Here is a 26,168-nt window from a genome sequence, read left to right as displayed (position 1 = left end):
CCGCCCCCTAATACTCCAGTATGTCCCGTTTGGTGACGCGGCTGATAATGGCCGATAATGCGAAGGAGAACAAGAAGATGACAACGCCAATCGCCATACCGTATCCATAAGAAGAATTCGTATACGCCTGTTTATACATATAGCTTAAAAATACTTCCGTCGCCCCATCAGGCCCGCCGCCTGTCATCGCTTGAACGAGCAGGAAGCTCAAATTGATCGTACTGATAATAAAGAATGTCAGAGTGGTCCGAATGTTATTCCAAATAAGCGGGAGTGTAATATCGAAGAATTGCCTGATGCGCCCGGCTCCTTCCAAAGCAGACGCCTCGTAAAAGCTTTCCGGGATACTGGCAATGCCCGCCATATACATGACCATATAGTAGCCGATAGCTTGCCAAACAAGCGCCCCGCCGATGCTGTAAATCGCTATTTTTTGGTCGCCCAGCCACATTTTTTGCAAGTGGTCAAGATTGAATAGGGCCAGCATATTATTTAATAAACCAGTTGTTGGGTCATACACGGCGGAAAAAATCCTCGCGATGACGACGATTGATAAAATATTGGGGATGTAAAAAATAACCCGGAAAAAGCTGTTACCCTTCATTTTTTCCCTTGTCAGGATCGAAGCAAATAATACCGCCAGCGTCATCGTGATGATCGTAACTGCGACGATCAATAACACACTGTTTTGCAATGAGCGAATAAAATTCATATCAGTCCATAAGATTTTAAAGTTATTGAATCCGACAAATACTTTATGATTGGAGAAACCGCCCCACTTATAGAGCGACATCCTGAATACCTCAACCGTTGGAATGATCATAAAAATCGTAAACAGAAGCAGAGCAGGTGCGGTACAAACAAAAATAAAAATTCTTTTTTGGGTTGTTTTATTCACTGTATTCACCCCTTTTAAGAAAATAACGGTGAGAATGGCTGCTCACCGTTATTCTGTAGCGAATAAAATCTCTCTTATTTTAAGGCTTTCCGCAATTGATCGCTAGCTTTTTCAACGGCCGCCTGCCATTGTTTCACCGTTTTATCGCCAGATACAATACTGTCGACTGTACGGAATAAGGTATCGCCCATGTTGACGCCTTCAACGGCCTCGGTTGCGGCAAATCCACCCATACCTGCTTTAGCACCATTATCATAGATGCTGTAGAACAGTTTATTGTCGCCAGACAGTTTGCTAGAAATTCCTTCAATTGGCTGAATGGCTCCAGATTCTGCAAAAATTTCCGCTGCTTTATCGGAGTACACAAATGTTAAGAAATCTTTTGCAGCATCTTTATTTTTTGCTTGGGACGGAATCCACATTTGTTCAAAGAACGTAAAGGCATAACGATCACCGCCATTGTCAATGGCTGGGAGTGCCGTCATCCCCCATTCAAAGCCTTTTGCTCTTGGGGCATCCTTCATTTCTCCGACTACCCATGTGCCATTTGGCATAAATAATGCTTTGTTATCCAGAATTAATTGCTGGTTTTTCGTAAAGTCCTTATCGTTGGCATTGGCCACTGTGGTTGGTGCCGTGTATTTCGCTAGTTTTCCGACAATGTTAAATACCTTCGTGGCTTCCGGGGACTCCCAAATACCGTCTTCATATCTCATGGCTTTATTGTAGAAATCAGGTCCACCTGCTTCTAAAAGTAATGAATAGAAGAAGGCATCGAAATAACCGGCTGTTGGATAGGTAAATAAGGAAATTCCTTCTTTTTTCGCTTGATCTCCTAATGCCCACATCTCATCCCATGTCTTTGGCACTTCCCAGCCTTTTTCCTTAAATAAGGCGGCATTGTAGAATAAACCTGTCGGGCTGTAGAACATTGGTGCCATATAGGTTTTACCGTCGTTATAAGGATTAGTGGCAAGTGTATCAGTAAAGCCCGGTACCAGCTTATCTTTGACTTTGACATTTTCCCCATAGACATTCTTATCGAAAACATCGGTAATGTCTTCTAACGCTTTATCCTTAATTAATGTTTCAGTCAGTGCCAGTTTTCTCCCGGTTGCCAATAGCACAACATCCGGATAGTTTCCGGCCTTCATGTTCGGGCTGATAACTTCTTCCAGGTTTTTATCGACAGTCAGTTCCACTTTGACCTTCGGATTTGCCTCCTGATAGGCTTCGGCGACTTTCGTCCACATATCTTTACCATAAGCAGATTCCAGTGCAGCCACATGGAGCGTTTGTTTTTCATCCGTGGCCTTGCCGCCTTTTGAGTCTGTCTTCTTGCTTTCACCACTCTGACAAGCTATTAAACTAAGGGATAGTAAGACTGTCAACCCTGTCAACAAAGCTTTCTTTCTCAACCTGCTCCTCCTCCTTTTTTCCTGTTTCTAGCTAAAGTATACGGCTGAAAAAGCGCTTTCACAATCAACATATTGTTCTGTTTTTTAGATATCTTGCTTTTCACAAAAACTCTCACTAAAATGAAAGTACAGGAAGAACGAGGCTTTGATAGGGGGTTCATTTTTTGTCAAATGAGCTATATGAAATGAAGCAAACTCAAAAAGAGCATCTTTCCGTAAAACTGCTCTATGTTACCAAGGCAAAGTACGACAAAGATTGGCATAGCACGAATCATGCTCATCACTTTACAGAACTTTTATATATTACCAGAGGAAAAGGGACCTTTGTTTTTTCCCATGAAGAAGTCCCTGTTAAAGAAAATGATCTCATCATCATCAACCCAAATGTGGAGCACACGGAAAAATCTTGTGCGGACTACCCGCTTGAATACATTGCACTTGGTATTCAAGGGCTGGCGTTTTCATCTCCAGATGCTACGGGATTAGAGGTCAATTTTCTCAACGATCATCAAGGCGAAAAGGCCTATCAGTTCTATTTTCAGCAGCTCATAAAGGAAGTGGAAAGCCGCAAAGAAGATTATGAGTTGGTTTGTCAGAATTTATTGGAAATATTACTGCTTAAAATGATGCGCAAAAAAACCTTCAACCTGGAAAAGACCGCTTCCGAAATCATCAGCAAAGATATCGCCTTTATTAAAAATTACATGAAGCAGCATTTTCGTGAAAATATCAATCTTGATACGTTAGCCGAGGCAGGTCATATTAATAAATACTATCTCGCCCATTCCTTTAAGAAAGCAGTCGGCATATCACCAATTGAATATTTAATTCAAATCCGGATTAAAGAGAGTAAGATCTTATTAGAGACCACTAATTACCCGATCTCAAATATTGCTACGATTACCGGCTTCTCTTCCCAATCATTCTTTGCCCAATCCTAAACGGGTTACAAAGCAAACTCCCTCCCAATACCGGAGAATGCATGGGGAGAGTTCCTCTGCTTCATCCCGTAAAAGCGAACGCAGCAAATCAAAGGCGAACAAAAAAGAACCTCGCCTCTCCTAACCAATGGAAGAAACTCCAGGTCTCGCCCGCGGATAATCTCGAAAAGCAGCAGGAAATTGCTTGTCAAACCAAAGGTCCCTTCGTAACGAAGCGGTCCTTTTCTAGTTACCAGAAAAACGGTAAAATCATCCAAAATGATATTGATCTGCTTGAAAATGATTTTATCCCGTCTTGTTTTTGTAAATTAGATCCCATTTTCCCTGCAAAATAGGATGTGTTCACCAATTTATAATTTTTAATTCATAGGCTTGATGAAAGACACTTTAGCAGGTTTCTAGCCTTGGTTTGTCCTTCATAAGCCTGATGAAAGACACTTTAGCAGGTTTCTAGCCTCGGTTTGTCCTTCATAAGCCTGATGAAAGACACTTTAGCAGGTTTCTAGCCTTGGTTTGTCCTTCATAAGCCTGATGAAAGACACTTTAGGCGGTTTCTAGCCTTGATTTGTCCTTCATAAACCCGATGAAAGACACTTTAGGCGGTTTCTAGCCTTGATTTGTCCTTCATAAGCCTGATGAAAGACACTTTAGCAGGTTTCTAGCCTTGGTTTGTCCTTCATAAGCCTGATGAAAGACACTTTAAGACGTTTCTAGCCTTGATTTGTCCTTCATAAGCCCGATGAAAGACACTTTAGGCGGTTTGTTGCCTTGGTTTGTCCTTCATTAGCCCGATGAAAGACACTTTAGGCGGTTTCTAACCTTGATTTATCCTTCATTAGCCTGATGAAAGACACTTTTATAGTTTTTCTACCCTGGTTTGTCCTTCATAAGCCTGATGAAAGACACTTTAAAACATTTCTAGCCTTGGTTTGTCCTTCATAAGCCCGATGAAAGACACTTTTATAGTTTTTCTACCCTGGTTTGTCCTTCATAAGCCTGATGAAAGACACTTTTATAGTTTTTCTAGCCTTGATTTGTCCTTCATAAGCCTGATGAAAGACACTTTAAGACGTTTCTAGCCTCGGTTTGTCCTTCATAAGCCTGATGAAAGACACTTTAAGACGTTTCTAGCCTCGGTTTGTCCTTCATAAGCCTGATGAAAGACACTTTAGGCGGTTTCTACCCTGGTTTGTCCTTCATAAGCCTGATGAAAGTTACTTTTCCTGTTTTGTCTTTCCTCAGCCCAATTTCACTTTTGTCCTTCAAAAATTTTATTAAAAGCACTTGTACCATCTGTTGAATATATGTCAACATTTAATCAACAGTTCAATACAATGTAAAAAAATGAGGAGGGATTTACATTGTCTTGGCTAATTATTGTGGCATTTGCTGCTTCATCAAGTATAGATAATTTGGGGATTGGGATTTCGTATGGAGTTCGAAAAATTGGCATTGGTATTGGGGCTAACCTCCTGATTGCGGTCATTTGCTATCTTATGAGTTTGGCAGGCATTACCTTTGGCCTTTGGATGGCACGATTTCTACCGGGGGCATTCCCGGTTGTAATCGGAACGCTGCTGCTATTCATCATTGGAATTCGGATTATTTTATTGGCTGCCCCTCGCAAAAAAGTGACGGTAACCGATACTGAAGGTTTTACGGGATATGAGCAACCCCACCAACTAAACATAAAACATTTGTTAAAAAATCCCGAACTGGCGGATGCCGATAATTCCGGGGAGATCGGCTGGGGGGAGGCGGTGATTCTTGGCATTGCCTTATCGGCAAATGCTCTGACTAACGGCTTAGGTGCCGGGTTGCTTGGATTTTCACCTCATGCCATCTCACTGACAGCCGCAATTGGCAGCCTGATTAGTATTTGGGGAGGAGTAAAGTTAGGGATAAAACTTGCTGAAGTTCGGATTGGTCGCTATTCACTGGGACAATTTGGGACGATTATTAGCGGGATCATAATTATCGTCATTGCCTTCACCGCGTTTTTTTAGAGCTTTTCGGTAAAAACTCGAACAACATTGACAAAACGTCAACAACAACTATATTATTTTCATAGAATGATAGACAAACATCTCAAGAGGGTGCTTTAACAAGGATAGGAGGGGCAGGAAATGCCTAAAGTCAATAATAGCAGATCGATTGGCCCATTGTTAAAGGAGTTATTGGCAAAACGGTCTTTATCCATGCGGAAATTGAGCGAGCTTACGGAAATTGATACGGCGACTATTTCACGGATTGTAAACGGCAAGCGAAAAGCAAGGCCGGAACATTTACAAAAATTTTCCGACTGCCTAAATGTTCCGATTGCTGAGCTTTTTGCAGCCGCTGGGTATCCCATTGAGTCCAAGCAGAAAAAAGCTTATTCCGATGATCTTTATTTATCTGTTGATAATATTCAGAAAATTCTTGAGTCCTCTCAGTTATATGATCAAAATTTCACGATTGAACGTGTAGAGGAGCAATTAGAAAAATATCAACAGTTTTCCCAAACCGAGGAAGGGAAAGCAACGATTCTAAAGAGCTTTGACGAGAAGTTGCAAAAATTAGGAAGCATCGGACCTTTTATCAGCCATTTAAAGGAGATGTTTGACACATTTTGTTCGAAGAAGGTTTCGTCCCATCACCTTTCCATCATCGGAGGGGTACTATTATATTTCATCTTACCTGTTGACGTCATTCCCGATTATATTTTTCCAATCGGCTATCTCGATGATGCTGTCGCTGTCCAGCTTGTATCAGAATTTTTAACGAAAAAATAGGAAAATATCGGTCCCTGGTTCTTCTGCTTCACCGGGTTAGTGCGGTGGTTCTTGCATCCTTGTGAAGTAGACAAACGGTTGTTTTTCTTCCAAATTTCTTATAAGCAGTTAATTAAATGAAGGCAGGCGTAGAATGTGGATGATCGCGAACAAAATGTAGTAGAGCATTTAGGTGAATTACGCAAAAGGTTAATTATTTCGGCTATCGCTTTTTTGCTTTTTCTTATTGTCGGCTTTGTCTTTGTGCAGGATATTTTTCGCTTTTTTATGGGAAACCTGGGGTATAAACTCATGGTTTTAGGACCAAGCGACATTATGCTCCTTTATTTTCATGTGGCATCCATCATCGCTATAGCCGGCGCCATTCCCGTTGCCGCTTGGCAAATGTGGCTATTTGTCAAACCGGCTTTAAAGCCGGCCGAGAGAAGACAGCGTTAGCCTATATCCCTGCGATGTTTTTCCTTTTTATTGGCGGATTGGCATTTGGCTATTTGTTTATTTTTCCGAATATCTTAAGGTTTCTACTTAAATTGGGGAATGGTTTAATGACCGCCTCCTTTACAGCAGAAAAATATTTTAGCTTTTTAATTAATATGACATTACCATTTGACATTGCCTTTGAGTTGCCGATTGTGCTTATGTTTTTAACCACATTAGGGATTATCAATCCTTATAAATTCGCAAAACTGCGCAAATATGCGTATTTCGTTCTGGTCATCATCGCCAGCATGATCTCTCCTCCGGAATTCATTTCACATATTTCCGTTGCCATACCGCTCATCTTGATTTACGAGATTAGTATCTTTTTATCTATTATCGTTTTTAAACGGAAGAATAGCTGAGGAAGCAGAGAGGTGATTTTTCCATTTCCCTTTTTTGGTAACGCCTTTACCCGCCGATTTTGGCGATTTACCCGTCAAAAATTCAGATTTACCCGTCGACTTTTCGATTTACCCGTCAATTTTAATAGTTTACCCGCCAATTTTCCCACTTTACCCGCCAATACATAAAAAAAGACGAAATGCTTTTAAACTAGCAGATCGTCTTTTTCTGTTTGATCCATATATTATGAGCGCTTCCTGACGATAACCCCGCATTGTTTTTCTAACGGCTGAATAATCGCGGACATATCGAGGTCGTCCAAACCTTGAGCGGCAGCAGTTGCAAAGGCGCTTTCTGCCATCTGCCCGGTAAATTTACGGAGACCAGCCTGTTGCAGCAGTACGTTGGCAAGGCGAACGTCTTTATGAACATATTTGACTGCCCCGCCCGGTTCGAACTCGCGGTCCAACACATATTGTTCCATATGCCGCCGCAGCATTTTACTGTCCCCGTAGCTGACTTTTAAAATGTTTAGCAATTTTTCAGCATCGAGTCCAAAGGCTGCTCCCGTGACCATTGCCTCTGATGCGGCCAGCGAATGAACAGCGACAAGATATTGATTAATCAGCTTGGCGATGCTTCCCGAGCCAGACGGACCAAGATATTCAATCGTTTTTCCTAAAACCTCAAGCAATGGAAAAACTTTTTCAAAAGCCCGGTGCGAACCGCCGACCATAATTGTTAATGTCCCTGCTTCTGCTCCTTCCGGCCCGCCGCTAACGGGAGCATCCAAATAATCGATCCCTCGGCTGCCTGCTTTTTCAAAAATGGTCTTGCTCGTATCGGCTCCTACTGTTGTCAGGTCAATGCAAATCGTGCCGGGATGGGCATGGTTGATGATCCCCGAATCCGCGAGGTAAACTTCCAGTACATCTTCGGGCATCGATAAACAAGTACAAATGATATCACAATCAGCCGACAGCGAGGAAATCGATGCGGCCTGCACCGCCCCCTGCTCTACCAATGTTTGTACTTTCGTTTTGGTCCGATTGTAGACCTGGACTTGATAGCCGTGTACAAGGAGCCGTGATACCATCCGCGCCCCCATGACACCTGTTCCGATAAAGCCAATCTTCATCTTAATTCCCTCCTGCCTACAGCCATTTAAAGCTGGCTTCGCTTTTTCCAAGCGGGGTGTATTCCAAACCGATGTAACCATTGTAATGACTGCTTAAATAGTCAAAGATCGCCTGATAATCCATCTCCCCTGTACCCGGCTCGTGCCGCCCTGGAACATCAGCAATCTGAACATGATCGCAAAGGCTCGCATATTGTTGAAAAACTGCGAGGGCGTTTCCATATATTCGTTCGATATGGTAAAAATCAAATTGCAGCCTCACGTTTGGCAAATTCACTTCGTCAAGAATTGCCTTCGCTTGCTGGATATCATTCAAAAAATACCCCGGCATATCAAACCGGTTAATCGGTTCTATCAGGATGGTTAGCCCGCAGGTCGCCGCCTCTTTCGCAACGTAGCGAAGATTTTCTATATACACCTGCTTTGCTGCTGTTAAATCGGCAGTTTCCGCAACCACACCGGCCATGCAATGAATTCTTGGTACCTTCAAGGCAGTGGCATAGCGAATTCCCAGTCGGACCGATTCCTTAAATTCTGGAATTCGGGCAGGATCCACAGCCAGCCCCCGCTCGCCTGCTTGCCATTTCCCCGCAGGCAAATTGATTAACACAAGGGAAAGCCGATGCCGCTCCAATTCCTGGCGGATCTCCGCAACAGAATAGTCATAAGGAAATTGACACTCGACAGTAGAAAACCCGTAATCCCGCACCTTCCCAAACCGCGCCAAAAAGGGGACTTCCGTAAAAATCGTTGATAGATTTATTGCCATATTGTTTAAAAATGGCTGTTTAACCATTTGCTCGACCCCTATTATCTAAATATTATTAATATTGTAAACCATCAGACCAACTACGAAAAGGCTTTTAACCTAAAAAAAGAGAAATGCCTTTGCACTTCTCTAATTACTTAAGGTGCCCGGCACTACCCGAAACACGTCAAAATTACAATGTTATTTCGACAAAACTCAAGCGGTGGTACTTATTATTTTGAACATTTTATGACAATAACAAAATTATTATCTGCCTTTAGGATTAGGTATTATATTTGTAACTATTCATTTGGTATCAAGTCGTTACAATAAGCTTGGGGGATAACAATCATGAAGAAATGAGGGATTCGTTTGAGCTTTTCTCAATTAAAAATTGGACATATGGTACCCAAGGTTCCAATTATACAAGGTGGAATGGGAGTTGGTATTTCTTTAAGCGGACTAGCTTCTGCTGTTGCAAATGCCGGAGGAATAGGAATTATTTCTGGAACTGGGATTAGTTTTGATGAGTTGCGATATCACATTAGGAAGGCGAAAGAATCCATTCAGGATGGCTATATTGGCGTCAATGTTCTTTTTGCGATGAATGATTTTGCTAAAAAAATGAAAGTAGCGATTGAGGAAAAAGTCGATTTCATTATTTCGGGTGCTGGTATATCAAGGGATATGTATAGTTGGGGCAAAGAGGCTGGCATACCGGTTATCTCGATTGTATCCTCAGCAAGACTCGCAAAAATATCAGAACGTCTTGGTGCTTCTGCCGTTGTTGTCGAAGGCCATGAAGCCGGTGGACACCTGGGGACCGAGAGACCATTGTTCGATATTTTGCCGGAAGTGGTGAAGGCCGTTAAGATTCCCGTCATTGCTGCTGGAGGGATTATGACAGGAGAGGATCTTGCCCGTGCCATTCGAATGGGGGCATCCGGGGTTCAAATGGGAACAAGATTTGTTGCTAGTAACGAGTGTGACGCACCATTAGCATTTAAAGAAAAATATGTACAGGCGAAGAAAAAAGATACGATATTAGTAAAAACAACCGTGGGATTGGAAGGTCGGGCAATAAAGAACCATTTTACTGAACTCATATCTGATGATAAAAAGGTAAAAATCAAGAAGTGCATGGATTGTCTTAAAAATTGCTCTTATCGCTTTTGTACATTGGATTCTTTGATAACAACAATGAATGGGGATTGCGAGAATGGTCTCGTTTTTGCGGGAGCAAGGGTGGACGAAATAAACGAAATACTTCCTGTAAAAACCATCATTCACAACATCATGAACGAATACAAAGCGTGCATCTAGCAACCCCAACCGGAAAAAGAATTGTTTAATGGAGAACTGAAAAAAGCCTAATTTCTACGTATTAAATTGAGAAATTAGGCTTTTTAATATTGAAATTTTCTTAACATTGTAAATGTGGTTCCCTGGTGCTGCCCCTTTATGAATGAGCAGGTATCTAGTTTGAGTAAAATTCCGGTTTGCGGTCTCGTACACTTGGAAGTTTTTCTCTCACCCGCTCTATCCGATTGACGTCAATGTCTGCCAAAATCAACGTTTCTTCTTCTCCACCACTGGCGACGATCACCCCCATAGGATCAACAATCAAACTACGCCCGGTATACATATTTCCAACCTGGTTTGCGCCAAAAACGAACATCGTGTTTTCGATTGCTCTTGCACGGATGAGCGTTTCCCAATGGTCCTCTTTCAACGTCCCGTACACCCATGCGGCCGGAACGAACAATATCGCGGCCTCTTGAAGGGCGAATTGTCTGGCAATCTCGGGGAACCGCAATTCGTAACAAACCATCAAGCCAATTTTTCCAAACTCTGTTTCTACTATTGTATAGGGATTCTCACCGGAGATGATCGTGTCCGATTCTTTATGATTAAAGGCATCATATAAATGGGTTTTTCGATAAGCATGGAGAAGTTCGCCGGAACGATTGATAAAAACGGACGTATTATAAGCTCTTTTCTCATCGCCGATTTTGGATTCGTACACCCCGCAGACGACATAGATGTGATTTTCAGCAGCAGCCTGCCTCAAAGCGGTCACAAACGGACCATCCAACGGTTCAGCCAAATCCACCGGTAAAATACCGTTTCTTGGTGTCGCCAGTCCCATAAAATATTCGGGCAAGATGACCACATCAGCTCCGAAACTTTTTGCCTTCGCAATATAGGTTCTTGCCTTGGATAAATTCGCTTCTTTTTCAGCACTTGTCGTTAATTGTGCAATGGCGACTCTCACTTCACATACCTCCTACAGATTTCTGATTTAGGTTCTTAGTTTATTTTATAATATTGTGGCATTATTTTGTTCATTTTCATATTTGGACTGAATGCGTACAGTAAAGTCTCTTGGGTAAATGGAAAAATCACGGTGTGTCAAGCCCCGTATGACCGCCACTTGAATAAGGTATGCTATGATGAAAGTAGATTATCCAATTAGGGGGAATGGTTAAAATGGCTATTGTTGATATTACTGTGATTCCGGTTGGGACGGCTTCGCCAAGCGTCAGCTGGTATGTCGCCGAACTCCATAAGTTCCTGCAGCAGTATGAAGGTTCGATTAAATATGAATTGACGGCAATGAGTACCTTAATCGAAGGCGACCTGAAAGAATTGCTGAAAATTGTCCAACAGCTGCACGAGCTTCCATTTGAAAAAGGCGCCCAAAGAGTCTGCACCAACATCCGCATCGATGACCGCCGTGACAAAGACCTCACGATGGAACAAAAGGTGAAATCGGTACAGCAAAAATTATAGGCTGAACATTTTAATTTTTGTGATGGGAAAAGAAAGACCGATAATCAGACCAAATCAGTATGGTAATGATATTCTTAGATAGAAGCTAAACATTTTGCCTAACCCACTGAAACCTTTTCGGGTTATCTCCGTATTATTGTACAAATCATTCTGTTCGTTTGGGAGGAATTAAATGATGGCGGAAAAAGGTTGTATTAAATGCGGAAGCAAGGATGCAGGAAAAAAAGAAGTTGCCATGACAGGAACCGGATTATCGAAAATTTTTGACGTTCAGCATAACACGTTTATTGTCGTATATTGCAAAAACTGTGGGTATTCCGAGTTCTATAATAAGCAATCATCCACGGCATCCAATATTCTTGATTTATTCTTTGGCTGAAAATGAAAACTCGCAGACTGGCAAGTCCTTAAGGACGGTTCATGAGGCGTAGGTGAATTTATGCGACAGAGGAAAGTATAAAATTTGGAAAAATTTCCTCTTAGCTAAAAATAGAATCCTAATGGGGGAAAAGCGGCATGGCAAGAAAATACCGTCTCTATCAGATTGACTCGTTTACGAAAGACAAGTTTGCTGGAAATCCTGCTGGTGTTATCACAAATGCTGATGGCTTGACTGAAAACGAAATGAAGAAAATCGCGAGGGAACTTAACAATTCGGAAACAGCGTTTATTTTTTCTTCTGATAACCCAAAGTATGATGCTCATGTTCGTTTTTTTACTCCGACTACTGAGGTGCCGATCTGCGGACATGCAACGATTGCTGCCCATTACGCCCGGGCTGTTGAACTACAATTGAATACCACCCGAGTCTATCATAAAACTGGGGCAGGCATTTTACCAGTAGATATCATTCGGCAACAAAACGATTATAAAATCATTATGAAACAGGGGAAAATTGAGTTCGGTTCAGTTATTGACGGAAAAAACAGAGCATATCTCTTGGCCGCATTCAACCTCACCGAAGAAGACTTAATTGCCGATTGTCCGATTCAAATTGTATCAACTGGTCACTCAAAAGTGATGATTGGCCTAAAAAGCAGTTCGATATTAAGTCAACTCAAGCCGAATTATCAAGCTCTTACAGAGTTGAGTAAACGTATTGCCTGTAATGGTTATTATACTTTCACAATGGATTCTGCCGAGAGGGATATTTTGATAAATGGGAGGATGTTCGCTCCAGCCATAGGAATTAACGAAGATCCCGTAACCGGAAATGCGAATGGGCCCCTTGGTGCTTATCTGATCCATCACAAACTCGTACCTTACAATGGTTCTTCCTTCGAATTCAAGGCGAAACAAGGGGAAGCAATAGAACGAACCGGGACGATTGATGTTGCCGTTCAAATAGACAATGAAGAACCTGTAGAAGTCAGCATTTCGGGTACAGCGGTCATCGTTTTTAAAACTGAGCTGACTTTATAACCTGCTAGAGTGAACCAAATGATTAATCCCGGTTACATACTTGTTAACCAATGAGGGTATTTGCCATAGCTTGTGTGCTTTAGCGGAAGGAAAAATTAAATTATAGGGGTGTCCAGAATCATAGTTTTGAGTTTTGGCACCCCTTTTTATGCTTAAAAGCCTTGAATATTAGGGATCCTCCATTTTAAGGACAGCCCCTTTTGTTTAATTTCTATTCCCATTTTTCTCGACAAACATTCACTCAGACAAGCATTATGCTGCTATCTTTCGCCTGCGACATGAAGGCTGTATTGGATCAGCACCTTGACTGCCTCGTTAAATTGGGCAAACCGTTGATCATTTGTCTGGCCCTTTTTAAAGCGGTAATAGATTTGCTGGCAGATGACCGCGAGCTTAAAATAGGCAAAGGTCAAATAAAAATTCACCTTGGATATATCACGGCCTGTTTTTTCCGCGTAGGCATCGATAAACTGCTGACGGCTATAAAATCCTTTATTTATGGTTACGGATGGCTTCCCCATTCCATATTTAAGCCAGTCTGGATCATCCTCTTGGAGCCAATAGCTCATGGCCGCTCCGAGGTCGGCAAGGGGATCACCCACCGTTGTCATTTCCCAGTCGAACAAGCCGGTCATTTTAGTCAAGTCTTCATTGAACATGCTGTTATTTAGTTTGTAGTCATAATGAATTATAGCAGGCTGGCCACTTGGCGGAATATTTCCGGTCAGCCACTTTTTCAACAGCTCAACTTCTTTAATTTCCTCCGTTTTTGCCCGTTCATAGCGCTGGATCCAGCCATGTACCTGCCTTTCCATAAAGCCATCGGGATTGCTGATTTCCACCAACCCTGTCTGTTTGTAATCAATGGAATGCAAGTCGGCAAGTTTATCGACCATTAGTTGCGATATCCGGCGGCACAGGGCTTCCGAGGGAACCACTCCTTCTGGAAAAGTGGTATCCAAAACGAGACCGCGTTTTCTTTCCATGATAAAAAACGGACTGCCGACAATTGCGGGATTATCGGAAAACAATAATGGTTTTGGTGCCTGTGGGAAAAGCGGATGAATTTCTGAAAGCACCCGGTATTCCCTGGCCATATCATGAGCTTTCGGGGCAACTGGCCCCAGAGGAGGTCTGCGCAGGACGGCTTCCCATTCGCCAATTTTAATTTGATAAGTCAGATTGGAATGACCCGCGGAAAACTGAAGGACCTCTAAGGGCCCATCAGGCAGGCTATCGATATGCTCTCGAAGAAACTCCTCCAATACCGCTTCGTTTAATTGCTCTCCTTTTCTAACAGGAATGGTGTCTAGGTTCACTTGACGCTCCAATCATTTCACTCCTTTTTTCAATGTATCGGTGCCCTGGCACAGCATGCTTGAGGTTCCCTCCTTTTGGAAGACGCAGCCATCGATCAATCTGTTAACCTCGCGCATGGGTGCCGCCGTCGACGATCAGGACATTCCCGGTGATGTAGTTGGAGGCATTGGATGCCAGGAATAAGGCGGCTCCCTTCAAATCATCGTCCGAGCCAAATCGCCGGAGTGGTGTCGCTTCGAGAATTGGATTTTTTCCATGTTCAATAATTACCTTGGACATTTTCGTCGGGAAAAAGCCGGGAGCAATGGCGTTAACATTGATATTATGCTGTCCCCATTTCACCGCAAGATCCTTGGTCATCGTAATGACGGCACCCTTACTGGTGTTATAGCCAATCGTGTTCATCACTCTTGGATCGGTACCGCCAAGCCCTGCTACGGAGGCAATATTAATGATTTTTCCGGACTTTTGCCCAATCATCACTTTCCCTACAGCCTGACTCATTAAAAAGGTACCGGTGACATTAACGTTTATCACCTTCTCCCAGGCTTCCAGCGGCATCTCCTCTGCAAGCGCCCCCCAGGTGGCCCCGCTATTGTTGACGAGGATGTCAATCGAACCAAATTCTGCTAAGGTTTTCTCAACAACATGTTGTACATCGTCAGGACTGGTGATGTCGCATTTTAATGCCAATGCCTTCACCCCCAAATCGGAAAGGCGGGCTGCCGTTTCTTCGCAGGCCTCGACTTTTCTTGAACAAACCACGACATTGGCACCGGCCTCAGCATAGCCCTCCGCAATCTGAGCCCCCAGACCGCGGCCACCGCCAGTCACAATTGCCGTTTTTCCGGTTAAGTCAAACAACTCCAATACCTTCATACCCATCCCTCTTTCCTGTTAATCTACTAATTTAAGCTATGACAGATGCTCTTTGCTAACTATCCCTGCTATTCTTTTAACCTATTCATCCTGCCTACGATAGATGCTTTCTCAGTTCATATTTGGCTACGGAAGCACGGTGAACCTCGTCCGGCCCATCGGCAATCCGAAGAGTCCTGGCATTCGCCCAAAGGGCAGCCAGCGGGAAATCATCAGAAACACCGGCACCGCCAAAGGCCTGTATCGCCCGGTCCAGCACTCTAAGCGCCATCGATGGGGCAACGACTTTGATCATCGCAATTTCCGATTTTGCGACTTTATTTCCCACCGTATCCATCATGTAGGCGGCTTTCAGTGTCAACAGCCTGGCTTGTTCTATTTCAATCCGGGAATCAGCAATCCACTCTCTGATCACGCCTTGTTCAGCTAATGGCTTTCCAAATGCAACACGCTTGAGTACACGTTCGCATAAAAGATCCAATGCCCGTTCCGCGGCACCTATTAATCTCATACAGTGATGAATTCTGCCTGGACCTAAACGACCTTGAGCAATCGCAAACCCCTTGCCTTCACCCCAAAGAATATTGTCAACGGGAACCCGTACGTTTTCGAAGGTGATCTCTCCATGGCCGTGCGGCGCGTGGTCATATCCAAAAACCGGAACCATCCGTTCAATTTTGACCCCCGGCGTATCCAGCGGAACCAAAATCATCGACTGCTGCTCATGTTTTTTCGCGGTTGGATCCGTTTTTCCCATAAAAATAGCGATTTTGCATCGGGGATCGCCCGCGCCCGACGACCACCATTTGCGTCCATTGATCACGTACTCGTCGCCTTCTCTACGAATATCCGCTTCGACATTTGTGGCATCAGCGGACGCAACCGCCGGTTCGGTCATTGAAAAACAGGAGCGGATCTCCCCATTTAACAGCGGGATTAACCATTGTTGTTTTTGCTCCTCTGTTCCGTATCGGACCAGTACTTCCATATTTCCCGTATCCGGAGCATTGCAATTAAAGATTTCAGGTCCGATCATTGACCTCCCCATAATTTCACACAATGGGGCATACTCCACATTCGTTAGCCCGGCCCCATACTCGCTTTCCGGCAAAAACAAGTTCCATAAACCGGCTTGCTTTGCTTTCTCCTTCAGCTCTTCGATGATTGGCGGAACGGCGCTCCAGCGGTCCTTCTGCTCGTTTACCTGCTGTTCGTATACGGACTCATTCGGATAAACATACTCATCCATAAATGCATTCAACTTTTTTTGCAGTTCCTGTACCTTCAGTGAATAAGAAAAGTCCATGTTATGCCTCCTTATTATTTTTACTGACTGACCAGTTAGTATGTTTTGTGTAAAAAAATTTCGTCGTCTGTTTTTGATTAATTTTGAAAATTCGAACCATATGATTATTTTAAAACAAAAGAGTCATGATTTTCAAGTATAACTTTGCCACCTAGTATTCTGTCGAAGGGTCGACAAAATTTAGGTGGCACAAATTCGAAAAGCAAAGAGCACGTCTTCAAGATAGTTTAGGCTGAACCTCTTTTGGTTTGCGTTTACTCCTTAGGATTCGTTTTTCCACAAAGTAAGCAGGGACGATGATCACTGCCCAAATCGCGAAATAGTTCAACATTTCAAGAAATGGGTTATTGCTGCCGCCATGTCCATCTTTTCCGTGAAATTTGCCGTCACGAAAATCTCCATTAGGTGGCGGCCCTTGATGCGAAAACGTCGAGTTTCCCGTGTTGTTGCCATTATTAAAGGATGGCCCCGCGTCGCTTTGTTGAAATTGTTTTGGATAGAATTCTCCCATACTTGGAGTCGCTGTCGAAGCATACCATTGCATTCCTCCTGCCAAGATGGCCAGTGACAGAATAACGGATGCAAGGATACCCTTGCGCAGTTTTCCTTCCTTCGTTTTCAATGCTTTTTTACAAATGCTCATCACCCATTGCCAATGCAGGGCAATATGCAGACCAACTAATGCCAAAGTTGCATCAGCCGAAAAACTGTGGATTCCCCGAAGCGAGTGCCAACCTTCAATAGCGAGATTTGGAAAAACCACCCGCGAAATGAAGATACCGGAGATAATCACAGTCGCCATCGAAATTAATAGCAAGATGTTTAACAAATAGCTCAATCTTGTTTTCCCAGGGAGCTTGGGAGTAAAAATCTTTTTCGTTGTATTGATTACCCAGCGCCAGTTCAATCCGATATGTGTCAAAATGGCCACCCCGATCACCAAACCGGCAATCTCGTGAAACGGCAGCCCGTTTAAAACCCTTGGATTCATCAGTAACACAAAAGTAATCGCCATCAGTAAATCGAGTACCATCTTTATATAATTCTTTTTCATTCTAATCCTCCCAATTCAAGCATGTTTGCTTAACTATTTCACATTTTAGCGGGAGAATCTTAAGAAATCCTTAACTTTGAGACCACAAGTGGATGGTCATGGCCTTATGAGAACTGGAGATGGGCTTTTTCTTCGCCTTCTGTTCTCATGAACGCTCTATGAGAACTAGCAACGCACTTTTTCCTCACTTTCTGTTCTCATGAACGCTCCAGGAGGACTAGCGGCTCACTTTCTCCTTTTGGGTCTACACCCCCGTTATATTGGCAGCCGTTTTCTTAAGCCCTCGGTGGTTTTAGTCCAATATTTCACGAACTCACTCTTTTGGAAGACATGTAAAAAAATAGGAAGCACAAGGCTTCCAACATACTTATTGGGCCGTGTAGCCGCCGTCGATAACGCAGGCTTGGCCAGTGATCCCCTTCGCCTCTTCACTGGCAAGAAACATCACGTAATTGGCAATTTCAGCAACACTAAGTAGTCTTTTTTGCGGTACGAGTGGAAAAATGACGTCCTCGAGGGCCCGCTCCACTGGAATATTTCGAGTTTTGGCAAGGTCGGCTAGCTGGTTGCGGACGAGCGGAGTGTCAACATATCCAGGACAGACTGCATTGACGGTAATTCCGTGCTCCGCCCCTTCCAGTGCCGCCACCTTCGTTAGGCCAATCACCCCATGCTTGGCGCTGTTATAGGCAGCTTTTCCGGCAAATCCAACCAAGCCATTGATCGAGGCCATATTGATGATCCGACCGGATTTTTGTTTTTTCATAATCGGGAAAACCTGCTGGGTCGCGATGAAAGGCGCCGTCAACATGACCGAAAGCAGCAATTGAAATTTTTCCTTAGGGAATTCCTCGATCGGGGCCACATGCTGCAGACCGGCATTATTTATTAGAACATCAACGCGGCCATATTGCTCAATGGTTTCGGCTAGGGCTTGCTTCAATTCTTGTTCATTCGTGACATCACATTTTAGCCCTATGGCTGTTAAACCGGCATCTTGCAGTGAAGCTGCGGACTCCTCTACTGCTATTTTTTCTAAATCGGTTAACACCACATTGGCGCCGTTTTCGGCAAAAAGTTTTCCCATCTCGAAACCAATGCCCTGTGCCGCACCGGTAATAAAAACGACCTTATTTTCCACCATGGAAAAACAACCTTCCTTCCTAAATTGGGCTGGCCGATTGGCTGATCCCCCTTAGAAGCTCTCCTTTGCAGCCAACAAACCAGCCAAACAGGTTAGTGACAGTAAATCAATATTTTGTGGCGTAAATCAAGGTTATAAGCCAGTAATTCGGGGTTCCGCGACGGTAAATCTAGAGTTAGCGACAGTAAGCCAATGTTTTGCTCCAGTAAATTAAAGTTATAAGACAGTAATACAAGTCCATCCGACAGTATTCCAATGTTTTACGACAGTAACTCAGAGTTATAAGACAGTAAACCAAGCACATCCAGGCAGTAACCCATTGTGAAACAACTGTAAACCTAGATTTAGCGGCAGTAAACTACTCCTGTAAACCAGGCAAACTTAAATGCCCAATCCAAGTGAAAACAGAACAATCGCAATCGCCACGCCAATGGCCGGAACAATCACCGTTAAGGCGCCAACAGCGCCATACGCATCCTGATGGGACTCGCCGCAAATGGAGCGGATGGTCGTTACCACATAGCCATTATGGGGCAGGGAATCAAGCGCACCCGAGGAAATCGCCACAGTCCGATGCAGTGCCTCGGCGTTAACGCCCATATCCATATAATGCGGAGCCAACAGCGGCAAGGCAATAGCCTGCCCGCCAGAAGCAGAACCAGTCATCCCAGCAATCACGCTGACGGCAATCGCACCGCCAATGAGGGGGCTTCCTGGAATGCTAGTCATTGCCTCAACTGCGGTTTTGAAAGCGGGGACCGCTTGGGCAACGCCGCCAAAGCCAACAACCGCGGCGGTATTACCAATTGCCACCAAAGCGCCCATCGTTCCATCGGAAACCGCGTTCCAAAATGATTTAAAATAGCTGCGATTCAATAAATAAGTCGCGATCACCCCGCCTAACAAGGCAATAATAAGCGCCGATTGTTTCAGCGTATCGTGAAAAACAAAGGAAATAATCAGAACCACTAATAATGGAATTAAGCCAGTCAGTGGATTCGGCAGCTTCTTATCCTCCACCTTCGGATCGTTGTCACGGGTAATGAACCTCTCCCCCTGGCAACCGCTTTTTTAATCATCCGCTTCAGCCACCAGTAACCAAACACCGCCATAAAGACGGCAACAATCAAGCTGACTTCCCAGCCGGCATATGGCGAAGTTCCAAGATACTCAATCGGAATCCAGTTCTGAATTTCCGGCGACCCAGCGGACGTCATCGTAAACGTCACCGATCCGAGGGCCAGTGCCGCCGGGATAAAGCGACGTGGCAGATCTGCCTGCTTGAACAGGCTCAAGGCCATTGGATAGACCGAGAAAGCGACGACAAATAAACTAACGCCGCCATAGGTTAAAATTGCACAGGCGGCAACAACCGCAAGCACTGCATGCTTCATCCCTAATTTTTCAACGACCCACTTCGATACGCTGTCAGCGGCCCCGCTGTCTTCCATGACCTTTCCAAAAATCGATCCTAAAAGGAACATCAAATACCATGACGTCACAAATCCAGAAAAGCCGCCCATGTAATTTGTCACTAAATTGGCTTCCCCTTGGCCGACCTGCTGCGGAAACAATGGTAAACCGCTCAAGACCGCCACGAACAAGGCACAAAGCGGCCCGGCAATGAGCAAATTCATCCCCTTCATCGTTAAGTAGATTAAGAGAAGTAAACCTCCGATAAGACCAATCATGCTTAGCATTCCGTTTCCCCCTTAGCGAAATGATCTTTCGTTCCACCTCTAACCAGCCGGCATTTCCTGTTTTTCGGTTTCCTTTTTGCCTGAAAAATCTCCCCCTTTTTAGATTGCCTTGTCTATATTTATGCAAGCACTGTGCCAATCTATGAAACAGCTAAATACTCGTAATGGTGGCTATGCTTGTGATGGATCCTGTCCGGAAAGCTGGAATGGACGAATACCACAATGATTGTAAACGTCTACATACTTTAGTGTAACGAACCTTCCAGAATTTCGGAAAAGATTCCAGATTTGTGGAAATCTCGTTTAGGAATTCCCAGGGGGCTCTTTTTTCAAGGTTTGATTTTTATATTGCATTTCCCCGGTACACCAATTCGTTCTATCTAATCTCTTTAAAAAATTTAATTTTCAAGGAGGAGACAGCCCTTTGGTGCAGAAAAGCCACTTTAGAGGGCTTCTCAATTCCCTTTAACAACCCTCTGCCGCGGAAAAATAACTTCGACGGATTCCGTAGTGCTCCGCTTCTATCCGGTAAAAAAAACAGGAGATGTGTGATCTCCTGTCCAATAGTACTTATTTCGTTATGCTTTCCATTAGCTCAACATGTTCCGGGCTGCGGACGATTTGGCTGGCTTTAGCCGGTGAAACCGGATCATTTGAGACATGCTCCAATTTATAAGTAAGAATGCGTTTCACCGACTCATTGATCCGCTCCTCGCTGAGTTTCCCGTCCTGAACTGCTTGAAGAATACCCTGATACAATTTCAACTGATGGTCGTATTCATGACAGGCTAACAACAGATCTGCACCGGCATTTACCGCCATGTATCCCAGCTGATCATAGGAATAGTATTTACTCACGGCTCCCATGTCCAGATCGTCCGTGACAACAATTCCTTGATACCCCAGCTGGCCGCGAAGAACATCTTGAATAATCGTCCTGGAGATGCTGGCCGGCATTTTTGCGTCGAAGGCCGGGTACTTTACATGAGTGACCATGACGAAAAATTGCTGTTCCGCTTGTTTTTCCATCATTCGCTTGAACGGAACCATATCGACGTTTTCCAGTGTCGCTTTATCGGCCTTTACAATCGATTCATCCAAGTGCGGATCAACGACGACTCGGCCGTTCCCTGGAAAATGCTTTAGTGAGGCGGTAACATGAGCAGCATTTAAACCTTTCACTGCCTCAAGTCCCAGTGTCGTCGTTTTTCCGGGATCGCGGCCAAATGACCGTTCATCATTGGCAGACAAGTCCAGAACCGGTGCGAAGTCGACCTGAATCCCCATCGCAGCAAGTTCGGTACCATTTAACCGGGCCACCTTATATACCTGGTCGGGACTTGCTGTCCTTCCGAGCCTTTGCTGAGAGGGGATCGGTGAAACGCGGTCGCGCATACGTAACACTGGGCCGCCTTCCTGATCAAGGCCAATCATGAGCGGAAGCGAAACATCGTTTTTCGCTGCTTCCTGTTTTAACCGGTTTGTAAGCTCCGCCACCTGCTCAGGCGATTGCATGTTACGATCAAACAAAATCACCCCGCCGACCTTTTGTTTACGAATCAAGCTTTGAATCGTTTGATCCTCTTCTGTACTCTGAAACCCCACCATAAACATCTGCCCGACTTTTTCCTGTAAAGTCATCTGTTTTAACAGTTTGTCTACCTTTTCTGCAGTCGACTGCTTTTTGCCCGCAGCGGGCTTCTTGTCTTTTTTCGCAGCAGTTGCCGGACTTGACTTTTGCTGCTTCCCGTTTTCCTCTTTGTTAGCAGCAGATTTATTTTTTTCTGCCGACTGTTGTTTTTGCTGCGTCGCCAATTTGGTTACTTGTTTCTGATGATAAAACTGAAAGGCCAGCCCGCCCAGCAGGACGACAGCAACCAGCAATAATATCCAGGCCGATTTTTTCTGTTTCTTTCTTCTATCCATCCTATTCATTCGTCGTATAGGAATCTAATTTCTTAATCTTGGAAGCATTGAGCAGCCAGTGCCCATCCTGATAAATAAGACTCCATGTTCCCCCCCACACTTGAACTAATGTTTTACTGTCAGACTTCCGGTCGTATGAAGTTAAGTTTAGTGAAACCTCGGCATTTGTATCATCAATTTGCTCGACATTAGAAATCTCTACTATATTTCGGTAATTTTTCTCAACACCGCGTTTCCAGTGATCATAGTTGAGTTGTTTTTTCGAAGAAAATAAGTCATACGCTTCCTGATAATTGCCGCTTGAAATATAGTTATAATGATCACGGACGGCTTGGGCAATCGCTTCTTTGTCGCCATCATATTCCGAATCCCCGTTATAGTTGGAATATTCACTATCATCGTAATAATCACCAACAAAATCAGTCGCCGGAATTTCCAGGTACACTTCCTGGCCATCGGAGGTAATCGGTTCTTCCGGACTTTTCACGATGTGGGAACCCAATTGATAGACGGCCTGCAATTTCATTGAACCGTCCGTTTTAACTGGACCAAATTCATCAATATCTTTCATTTTCTTTCCGGTCGATTTGCCGTTTACATATAAAAGGGCATCCTCATTATTCGATGTAACCGTTACGATATTCCCTGAAAAATCCAGCTTCACGTTGATGTTTTGAATTCCCTCTTTGTCTTGACCATCCTCTTCATAAGGATCGATCGACTCGGTTTTCACGACATTTGCATACTCACCCTTATACGTCGCTTTGATCTCAATATCACTTAACAAGTATGGACCAAAGGTGTCATTGCTTTTGCTAAGCTTGCCAACAGCTTTTCCATTTATCGAAATCTCCACAGGATCTTGATCGGTTTCCAGTTTAACCGCATACGGCTTGACATTGATGGCATAGTAATCGAATACCAGCCATTTTTTTCCGTCGCGGACAAGGCTGACCGGTCTTTTCCGATCATCATAGTCCTTGTTAACGGCTAATTTTCCTGCATCCTTTTTCAATTGTAACACCGTTTTGGTATATACATCAGGGTGTTTTTTTAAATACGTAAGAAAATTGGAAATCGCATCATCCGTAAGATCCAGTTCCGTTTGATTTTTGTTTAAAATCTGTTTCATTTCCTTGACATTCTGCTTTTTCACGGCATCTACAAATTGAGCTTGAATTTTTCCAGGTGTCATGGTTGAAGCGATATATTGATAGGCGCCAATCAATCCAATTGCCAGGATGACAATGACCGCGGCAAGAACCTTAAACTTTTTCGAGCGAAAAAAAGACGGTCCTTTACGGTTTTCTTCCCGCGAACGATTTTCTAGGGCGGAAGGAGGCGGTACTGCCGCTTCCCGTTTTTGCACCGCACCACATTTTGGACAAAATTTTTGCCCGGGGTTTAATTGATGTCCACAGTTATGGCAACTTTCCATGCTGTTACACTTCCTTCGGTCTGATGGTGAAATATTTCATAAAATCTTACTTGCTTCCTATTGCTTCATCCGGAGTTTATAAAGCCATGTACCAGCATAGGCGCAAATAAAGGAAAATATAAAACTGAAAATTAAGGTGCTAAATGGACTAAATCCGAGCATCATCGACATGCTGTAAGGATCCCCATTGTCCACGCTGGTGAGAGAAAAACCAATGTCGGAGAACGAGGCCAGTCCCATCATAATAACCGCATACACAGCGCTGAAAATAACCAGATTCTTAACCACATTCGGCTGTTTGGCGATGCGGAATCCCGCCCAAACCAGCAAGATGATTGGAATAATAAGAGCAAACTTTAAATACATTCCAACGTCATTCGTTGCCATCAAGCTGGCAATCGCTTCAAAATCGGAATCAGCAGCTTCGCCTTTTAAGTGGAATCCGGATAAAAAATGATATGAAATCGAGCCCGTATTCTTATCCTCTCCTCCGCTAAAAGTCAACGAGGCAAAATGAAGCAAATTCCACAAATAGGTCCCCAATTGAACGGACGAAGCGGCAATCAGCGAATAGCTTTTGTTCAACAGCTCTTCTAATGGCGTACCATCCAATTCAAAGCCTAATTCCTCTTTAAGTTTGGCAACTTGACTTACTAACATCGCAAAAATGATCACTGAGAAAATGAGAATGCCTCTAAACGGTACGGCAATTGCCTGGTGGATGGACTCTCCAAACGGAAGCTTCCCGCTAAGATGCCCGGTGATTTTTCTAAAATTAGTAGAAAACAAGATTCCAAAACCGCTAAATAAAAAGCCGATCAATAACGTCATCAGCAGTGTTCTGAAAAAGGAATAATGGGTATCAATGCTAAGAGAAAATTTCATTCCCATCTGGCTCATATTGACCTCGTGCGAGAATCCGGCAAAGAAAGAAATGACCGTGCAGACAAGCGCATAAATAATCGCGATCCCTGCGGCGTCAGTGAGGCGTCTGGCTAAATCCTCTCCCCTTGTTTTCCGGCCGGCAACCATCCCTGCGGCAAACAAACCAATAAACGGAATCAATAAATAGAGCAAATAACCGTTTTTCGCCAGTGCATCAACGGAAAAACTTCCCTCATCAAAGCCCAAGTCCCCTCCTGCCTTTACGGTAAGGTTGGGATTTTGCAGGTTCGCCATCATCATGATATCGGTCACACCAATAAATTTACCCGTAAGCAGTTTGACATCCGAACCAACCAAATTGGAGATCTCAGAATCCGACATGGCTTCATTCATCAGGTTGCTATACAGCTTTTCCGTTGATTTCATCATGAAAAAGGAAATGGCAAAAACAATCACAATAGCCAGCAGAGCCGGAATAACCGTTGTTTTGATCTGTTGAAAACTTATGGAAGGCCATTTTCCCAGCTTCGGCATTGTCGGTGTGAGTCTTGTTGGATCCTTCATGATGGTTGGAGTATTACTTTTTTCAGTTACATACTTTCCCAAGCTTTGACCACAATGTTGACAATAGTTTGCGAGGGTCGAAACCGTTCCCCCACATTGGGGACAATAGTTGGAGCTTTGCTCTTGTTTCCGATATTTTACATTATGATTTTTCAAAAAGGCCCCGTCGTGGGAGCAATAATTGGCAGATGCAGGATTTTCTGCCCCACAGCTTTTACAATACATCCTATAAACCTCCTACAAAACCAGACGGCTGCCGCAGCAAGGACAGAAGCTGCCATTTGCGGGGATTTGTTCTTCACATGTCGGACAACTGACCAGTTCAGCTTGTCCCTTCATATCAGTGGCCGTTTCCTGCTTTTGGCCGCAGTATCCGCAGAACTTATCATCATGATCAATTGTTGCCCCACAGTTTGTGCATGTTTTGGTGGCGCTTTTTTGATTTAACTCTTCCAGCGCCTTTTGTGCTTGATAGATTTGGCTGTCTAGATTTGCAATATCAACAACATAACCGTGAAGTTTCGAATCTGAAAGTTCACCGGTACGAATTTTTTGATAAGCTTCTTCTCCCAGTTTTAAAATCAGACTGCTCCGCGCTGCGGAAATGTCCTGAATCTCCTTTTTATACTGGCCCATTTCCTGAACAGTCTGAAACTTCTGCTTCCCTTGTTGCAGGGAATCTTGGATTTTATTTATGCTGCCCCCAAGTTTCGTCTGTAAATTACTCATGTTCCATTCCTCCTATTCTAAAAATAAAATCCAATTACTAATTTACCATATTTTTAGGCATTTAGACTGATAATTCATAAATTATTTCTATTTTAAGAAAATAAATTACATTCGGATGCCCCATGTACTGCAACAAAAATGGACTTTTCAGAAGTTGAATAATGTTATATTGGAAAATTATTTAGCCGTGATATTTTTTCAAGAAAATAATCCGTTAAATGAGGGATTTTGAAGGGGACAACATAATAATGGTCTCTAAAAGATCATTC

The 26,168-nt window shown here is 43.7% G+C and carries 20 protein-coding genes and 3 pseudogenes; 8 read left to right on the top strand and 15 right to left on the bottom strand.

Annotated features, from left to right (window positions below; translation table 11 throughout):
- Nucleotides 1-7: 7 nt before the first annotated feature.
- Both RCG24_RS18725 and RCG24_RS18720 read right to left on the bottom strand, forming a co-directional pair.
- Nucleotides 8-898: a carbohydrate ABC transporter permease gene (locus tag RCG24_RS18725; protein WP_308077737.1), complete on the bottom strand. Its 891-nt coding sequence runs from the start codon at nt 896-898 to the stop codon at nt 8-10.
- Nucleotides 899-972: 74 nt separating this feature from the next.
- On the bottom strand, nt 973-2,316 hold the full coding sequence (locus RCG24_RS18720; RefSeq protein ID WP_202655909.1) for a carbohydrate ABC transporter substrate-binding protein: 1,344 nt from the start codon (nt 2,314-2,316) through the stop codon (nt 973-975).
- A 164-nt stretch (nt 2,317-2,480) separates the two neighbouring features.
- Between RCG24_RS18720 and RCG24_RS18715 the strand changes: the two are divergent.
- The 4 genes and pseudogenes from RCG24_RS18715 (at nt 2,481) to tatC (ending at nt 6,873) form a co-directional block, all read left to right on the top strand.
- Nucleotides 2,481-3,381 (top strand): annotated as a pseudogene (locus tag RCG24_RS18715) (AraC family transcriptional regulator).
- 1,237 nt (nt 3,382-4,618) lie between these two features.
- On the top strand, nt 4,619-5,263 hold the full coding sequence (gene ytaF / locus RCG24_RS18710) for a sporulation membrane protein YtaF (protein ID WP_308077736.1): 645 nt from the start codon (nt 4,619-4,621) through the stop codon (nt 5,261-5,263).
- A 120-nt stretch (nt 5,264-5,383) separates the two neighbouring features.
- The gene (locus RCG24_RS18705; protein ID WP_308077735.1) at nt 5,384-6,031 is read left to right on the top strand and encodes a DUF1232 domain-containing protein; all 648 of its coding nucleotides are present in this window, start codon (nt 5,384-5,386) and stop codon (nt 6,029-6,031) included.
- 135 nt (nt 6,032-6,166) lie between these two features.
- A pseudogene (tatC, locus tag RCG24_RS18700) lies at nt 6,167-6,873 on the top strand (twin-arginine translocase subunit TatC).
- Between the two features lie 224 nt (nt 6,874-7,097).
- On the opposite strand, the gene RCG24_RS18695 reads toward tatC, so the two are convergent.
- Both RCG24_RS18695 and RCG24_RS18690 read right to left on the bottom strand, forming a co-directional pair.
- Nucleotides 7,098-7,991, bottom strand: coding sequence for an NAD(P)-dependent oxidoreductase (locus RCG24_RS18695; RefSeq protein WP_202655912.1), 894 nt, complete (start codon nt 7,989-7,991; stop codon nt 7,098-7,100).
- 16 nt (nt 7,992-8,007) lie between these two features.
- Nucleotides 8,008-8,787 (bottom strand): hydroxypyruvate isomerase family protein, encoded by a 780-nt coding sequence (locus tag RCG24_RS18690; RefSeq protein WP_308077734.1) that lies wholly within the window; start codon nt 8,785-8,787, stop codon nt 8,008-8,010.
- Between the two features lie 354 nt (nt 8,788-9,141).
- On the opposite strand from RCG24_RS18690, the gene RCG24_RS18685 reads away from it, so the two are divergent.
- Entirely contained in the window at nt 9,142-10,062 is a 921-nt protein-coding gene (locus tag RCG24_RS18685; RefSeq protein WP_202655997.1) for an NAD(P)H-dependent flavin oxidoreductase, read from the top strand.
- A 154-nt stretch (nt 10,063-10,216) separates the two neighbouring features.
- Here the strand turns inward: RCG24_RS18685 and RCG24_RS18680 are convergent, their stop codons facing one another.
- A complete protein-coding gene (locus RCG24_RS18680; RefSeq protein ID WP_202655914.1) occupies nt 10,217-11,014 on the bottom strand; it encodes a carbon-nitrogen hydrolase family protein in 798 nt (265 codons plus the stop codon).
- A gap of 215 nt (nt 11,015-11,229) precedes the next feature.
- Here RCG24_RS18680 and RCG24_RS18675 point away from each other — a divergent pair, with 215 nt between their 5' ends.
- From RCG24_RS18675 to RCG24_RS18665, 3 genes are all read left to right on the top strand, one after another.
- The gene (locus RCG24_RS18675) at nt 11,230-11,532 is read left to right on the top strand and encodes an MTH1187 family thiamine-binding protein (RefSeq protein WP_308077733.1); all 303 of its coding nucleotides are present in this window, start codon (nt 11,230-11,232) and stop codon (nt 11,530-11,532) included.
- A 175-nt stretch (nt 11,533-11,707) separates the two neighbouring features.
- Nucleotides 11,708-11,911, top strand: coding sequence for a zinc ribbon domain-containing protein (locus RCG24_RS18670; RefSeq protein ID WP_202655998.1), 204 nt, complete (start codon nt 11,708-11,710; stop codon nt 11,909-11,911).
- A gap of 137 nt (nt 11,912-12,048) precedes the next feature.
- Nucleotides 12,049-12,954, top strand: coding sequence for a PhzF family isomerase (locus tag RCG24_RS18665; protein WP_202655916.1), 906 nt, complete (start codon nt 12,049-12,051; stop codon nt 12,952-12,954).
- 260 nt (nt 12,955-13,214) lie between these two features.
- On the opposite strand, the gene RCG24_RS18660 is transcribed toward RCG24_RS18665, so the two are convergent.
- From RCG24_RS18660 to RCG24_RS18615, 10 genes and pseudogenes are all read right to left on the bottom strand, one after another.
- A complete protein-coding gene (locus RCG24_RS18660; RefSeq protein ID WP_308077732.1) occupies nt 13,215-14,285 on the bottom strand; it encodes a phosphotransferase family protein in 1,071 nt (356 codons plus the stop codon).
- Between the two features lie 91 nt (nt 14,286-14,376).
- Nucleotides 14,377-15,153 carry an SDR family oxidoreductase gene (locus RCG24_RS18655; RefSeq protein WP_202655918.1) on the bottom strand — a complete coding sequence of 259 codons (777 nt, stop codon included), beginning with the start codon at nt 15,151-15,153 and terminating at the stop codon, nt 14,377-14,379.
- A 94-nt stretch (nt 15,154-15,247) separates the two neighbouring features.
- A complete protein-coding gene (locus RCG24_RS18650) occupies nt 15,248-16,459 on the bottom strand; it encodes an acyl-CoA dehydrogenase (protein WP_308077731.1) in 1,212 nt (403 codons plus the stop codon).
- A gap of 217 nt (nt 16,460-16,676) precedes the next feature.
- Nucleotides 16,677-17,513 carry a DUF4405 domain-containing protein gene (locus RCG24_RS18645; protein ID WP_308077730.1) on the bottom strand — a complete coding sequence of 279 codons (837 nt, stop codon included), beginning with the start codon at nt 17,511-17,513 and terminating at the stop codon, nt 16,677-16,679.
- A 367-nt stretch (nt 17,514-17,880) separates the two neighbouring features.
- A complete protein-coding gene (locus RCG24_RS18640) occupies nt 17,881-18,657 on the bottom strand; it encodes a 3-hydroxybutyrate dehydrogenase (RefSeq protein WP_308077729.1) in 777 nt (258 codons plus the stop codon).
- Between the two features lie 381 nt (nt 18,658-19,038).
- A pseudogene (locus RCG24_RS18635) lies at nt 19,039-20,357 on the bottom strand (GntP family permease).
- A gap of 570 nt (nt 20,358-20,927) precedes the next feature.
- A complete protein-coding gene (nagZ, locus tag RCG24_RS18630; RefSeq protein WP_308077728.1) occupies nt 20,928-22,283 on the bottom strand; it encodes a beta-N-acetylhexosaminidase in 1,356 nt (451 codons plus the stop codon).
- Between the two features lies 1 nt (nt 22,284).
- Nucleotides 22,285-23,721, bottom strand: coding sequence for a zinc ribbon domain-containing protein (locus RCG24_RS18625; protein ID WP_308077727.1), 1,437 nt, complete (start codon nt 23,719-23,721; stop codon nt 22,285-22,287).
- A gap of 57 nt (nt 23,722-23,778) precedes the next feature.
- Nucleotides 23,779-25,395, bottom strand: coding sequence for a double zinc ribbon domain-containing protein (locus tag RCG24_RS18620; protein WP_308077726.1), 1,617 nt, complete (start codon nt 25,393-25,395; stop codon nt 23,779-23,781).
- 12 nt (nt 25,396-25,407) lie between these two features.
- Entirely contained in the window at nt 25,408-25,899 is a 492-nt protein-coding gene (locus tag RCG24_RS18615) for a zinc ribbon domain-containing protein (RefSeq protein WP_308077725.1), read from the bottom strand.
- Nucleotides 25,900-26,168 lie beyond the last annotated feature (269 nt).

This window comes from Neobacillus sp. OS1-32 (assembly GCF_030915425.1).
GTDB lineage: Bacteria > Bacillota > Bacilli > Bacillales > Cytobacillaceae > Neobacillus > Neobacillus paridis.
The sequence above is the reverse complement of the archived record's forward strand: the minus strand, read 5'-3'. Positions and strand labels throughout refer to the sequence as shown.

What these genes read in the sequence shown, in the direction of transcription:
- RCG24_RS18705 (WP_308077735.1), top strand. Translation starts at nt 5,384, where the DNA reads ATGCCTAAAGTCAATAATAGCAGATCGATTGGCCCATTGTTAAAGGAG.
- RCG24_RS18695 (WP_202655912.1), bottom strand. Translation starts at nt 7,991, where the DNA reads ATGAAGATTGGCTTTATCGGAACAGGTGTCATGGGGGCGCGGATGGTA.
- RCG24_RS18690 (WP_308077734.1), bottom strand. Translation starts at nt 8,787, where the DNA reads ATGGTTAAACAGCCATTTTTAAACAATATGGCAATAAATCTATCAACG.
- RCG24_RS18685 (WP_202655997.1), top strand. Translation starts at nt 9,142, where the DNA reads ATGGTACCCAAGGTTCCAATTATACAAGGTGGAATGGGAGTTGGTATT.
- RCG24_RS18675 (WP_308077733.1), top strand. Translation starts at nt 11,230, where the DNA reads ATGGCTATTGTTGATATTACTGTGATTCCGGTTGGGACGGCTTCGCCA.
- RCG24_RS18670 (WP_202655998.1), top strand. Translation starts at nt 11,708, where the DNA reads ATGGCGGAAAAAGGTTGTATTAAATGCGGAAGCAAGGATGCAGGAAAA.
- RCG24_RS18665 (WP_202655916.1), top strand. Translation starts at nt 12,049, where the DNA reads ATGGCAAGAAAATACCGTCTCTATCAGATTGACTCGTTTACGAAAGAC.
- RCG24_RS18655 (WP_202655918.1), bottom strand. Translation starts at nt 15,153, where the DNA reads ATGAAGGTATTGGAGTTGTTTGACTTAACCGGAAAAACGGCAATTGTG.
- RCG24_RS18650 (WP_308077731.1), bottom strand. Translation starts at nt 16,459, where the DNA reads ATGGACTTTTCTTATTCACTGAAGGTACAGGAACTGCAAAAAAAGTTG.
- RCG24_RS18645 (WP_308077730.1), bottom strand. Translation starts at nt 17,513, where the DNA reads ATGAAAAAGAATTATATAAAGATGGTACTCGATTTACTGATGGCGATT.
- RCG24_RS18640 (WP_308077729.1), bottom strand. Translation starts at nt 18,657, where the DNA reads ATGGTGGAAAATAAGGTCGTTTTTATTACCGGTGCGGCACAGGGCATT.
- nagZ (WP_308077728.1), bottom strand. Translation starts at nt 22,283, where the DNA reads ATGGATAGAAGAAAGAAACAGAAAAAATCGGCCTGGATATTATTGCTG.
- RCG24_RS18625 (WP_308077727.1), bottom strand. Translation starts at nt 23,721, where the DNA reads ATGGAAAGTTGCCATAACTGTGGACATCAATTAAACCCCGGGCAAAAA.
- RCG24_RS18620 (WP_308077726.1), bottom strand. Translation starts at nt 25,395, where the DNA reads ATGTATTGTAAAAGCTGTGGGGCAGAAAATCCTGCATCTGCCAATTAT.
- RCG24_RS18615 (WP_308077725.1), bottom strand. Translation starts at nt 25,899, where the DNA reads ATGAGTAATTTACAGACGAAACTTGGGGGCAGCATAAATAAAATCCAA.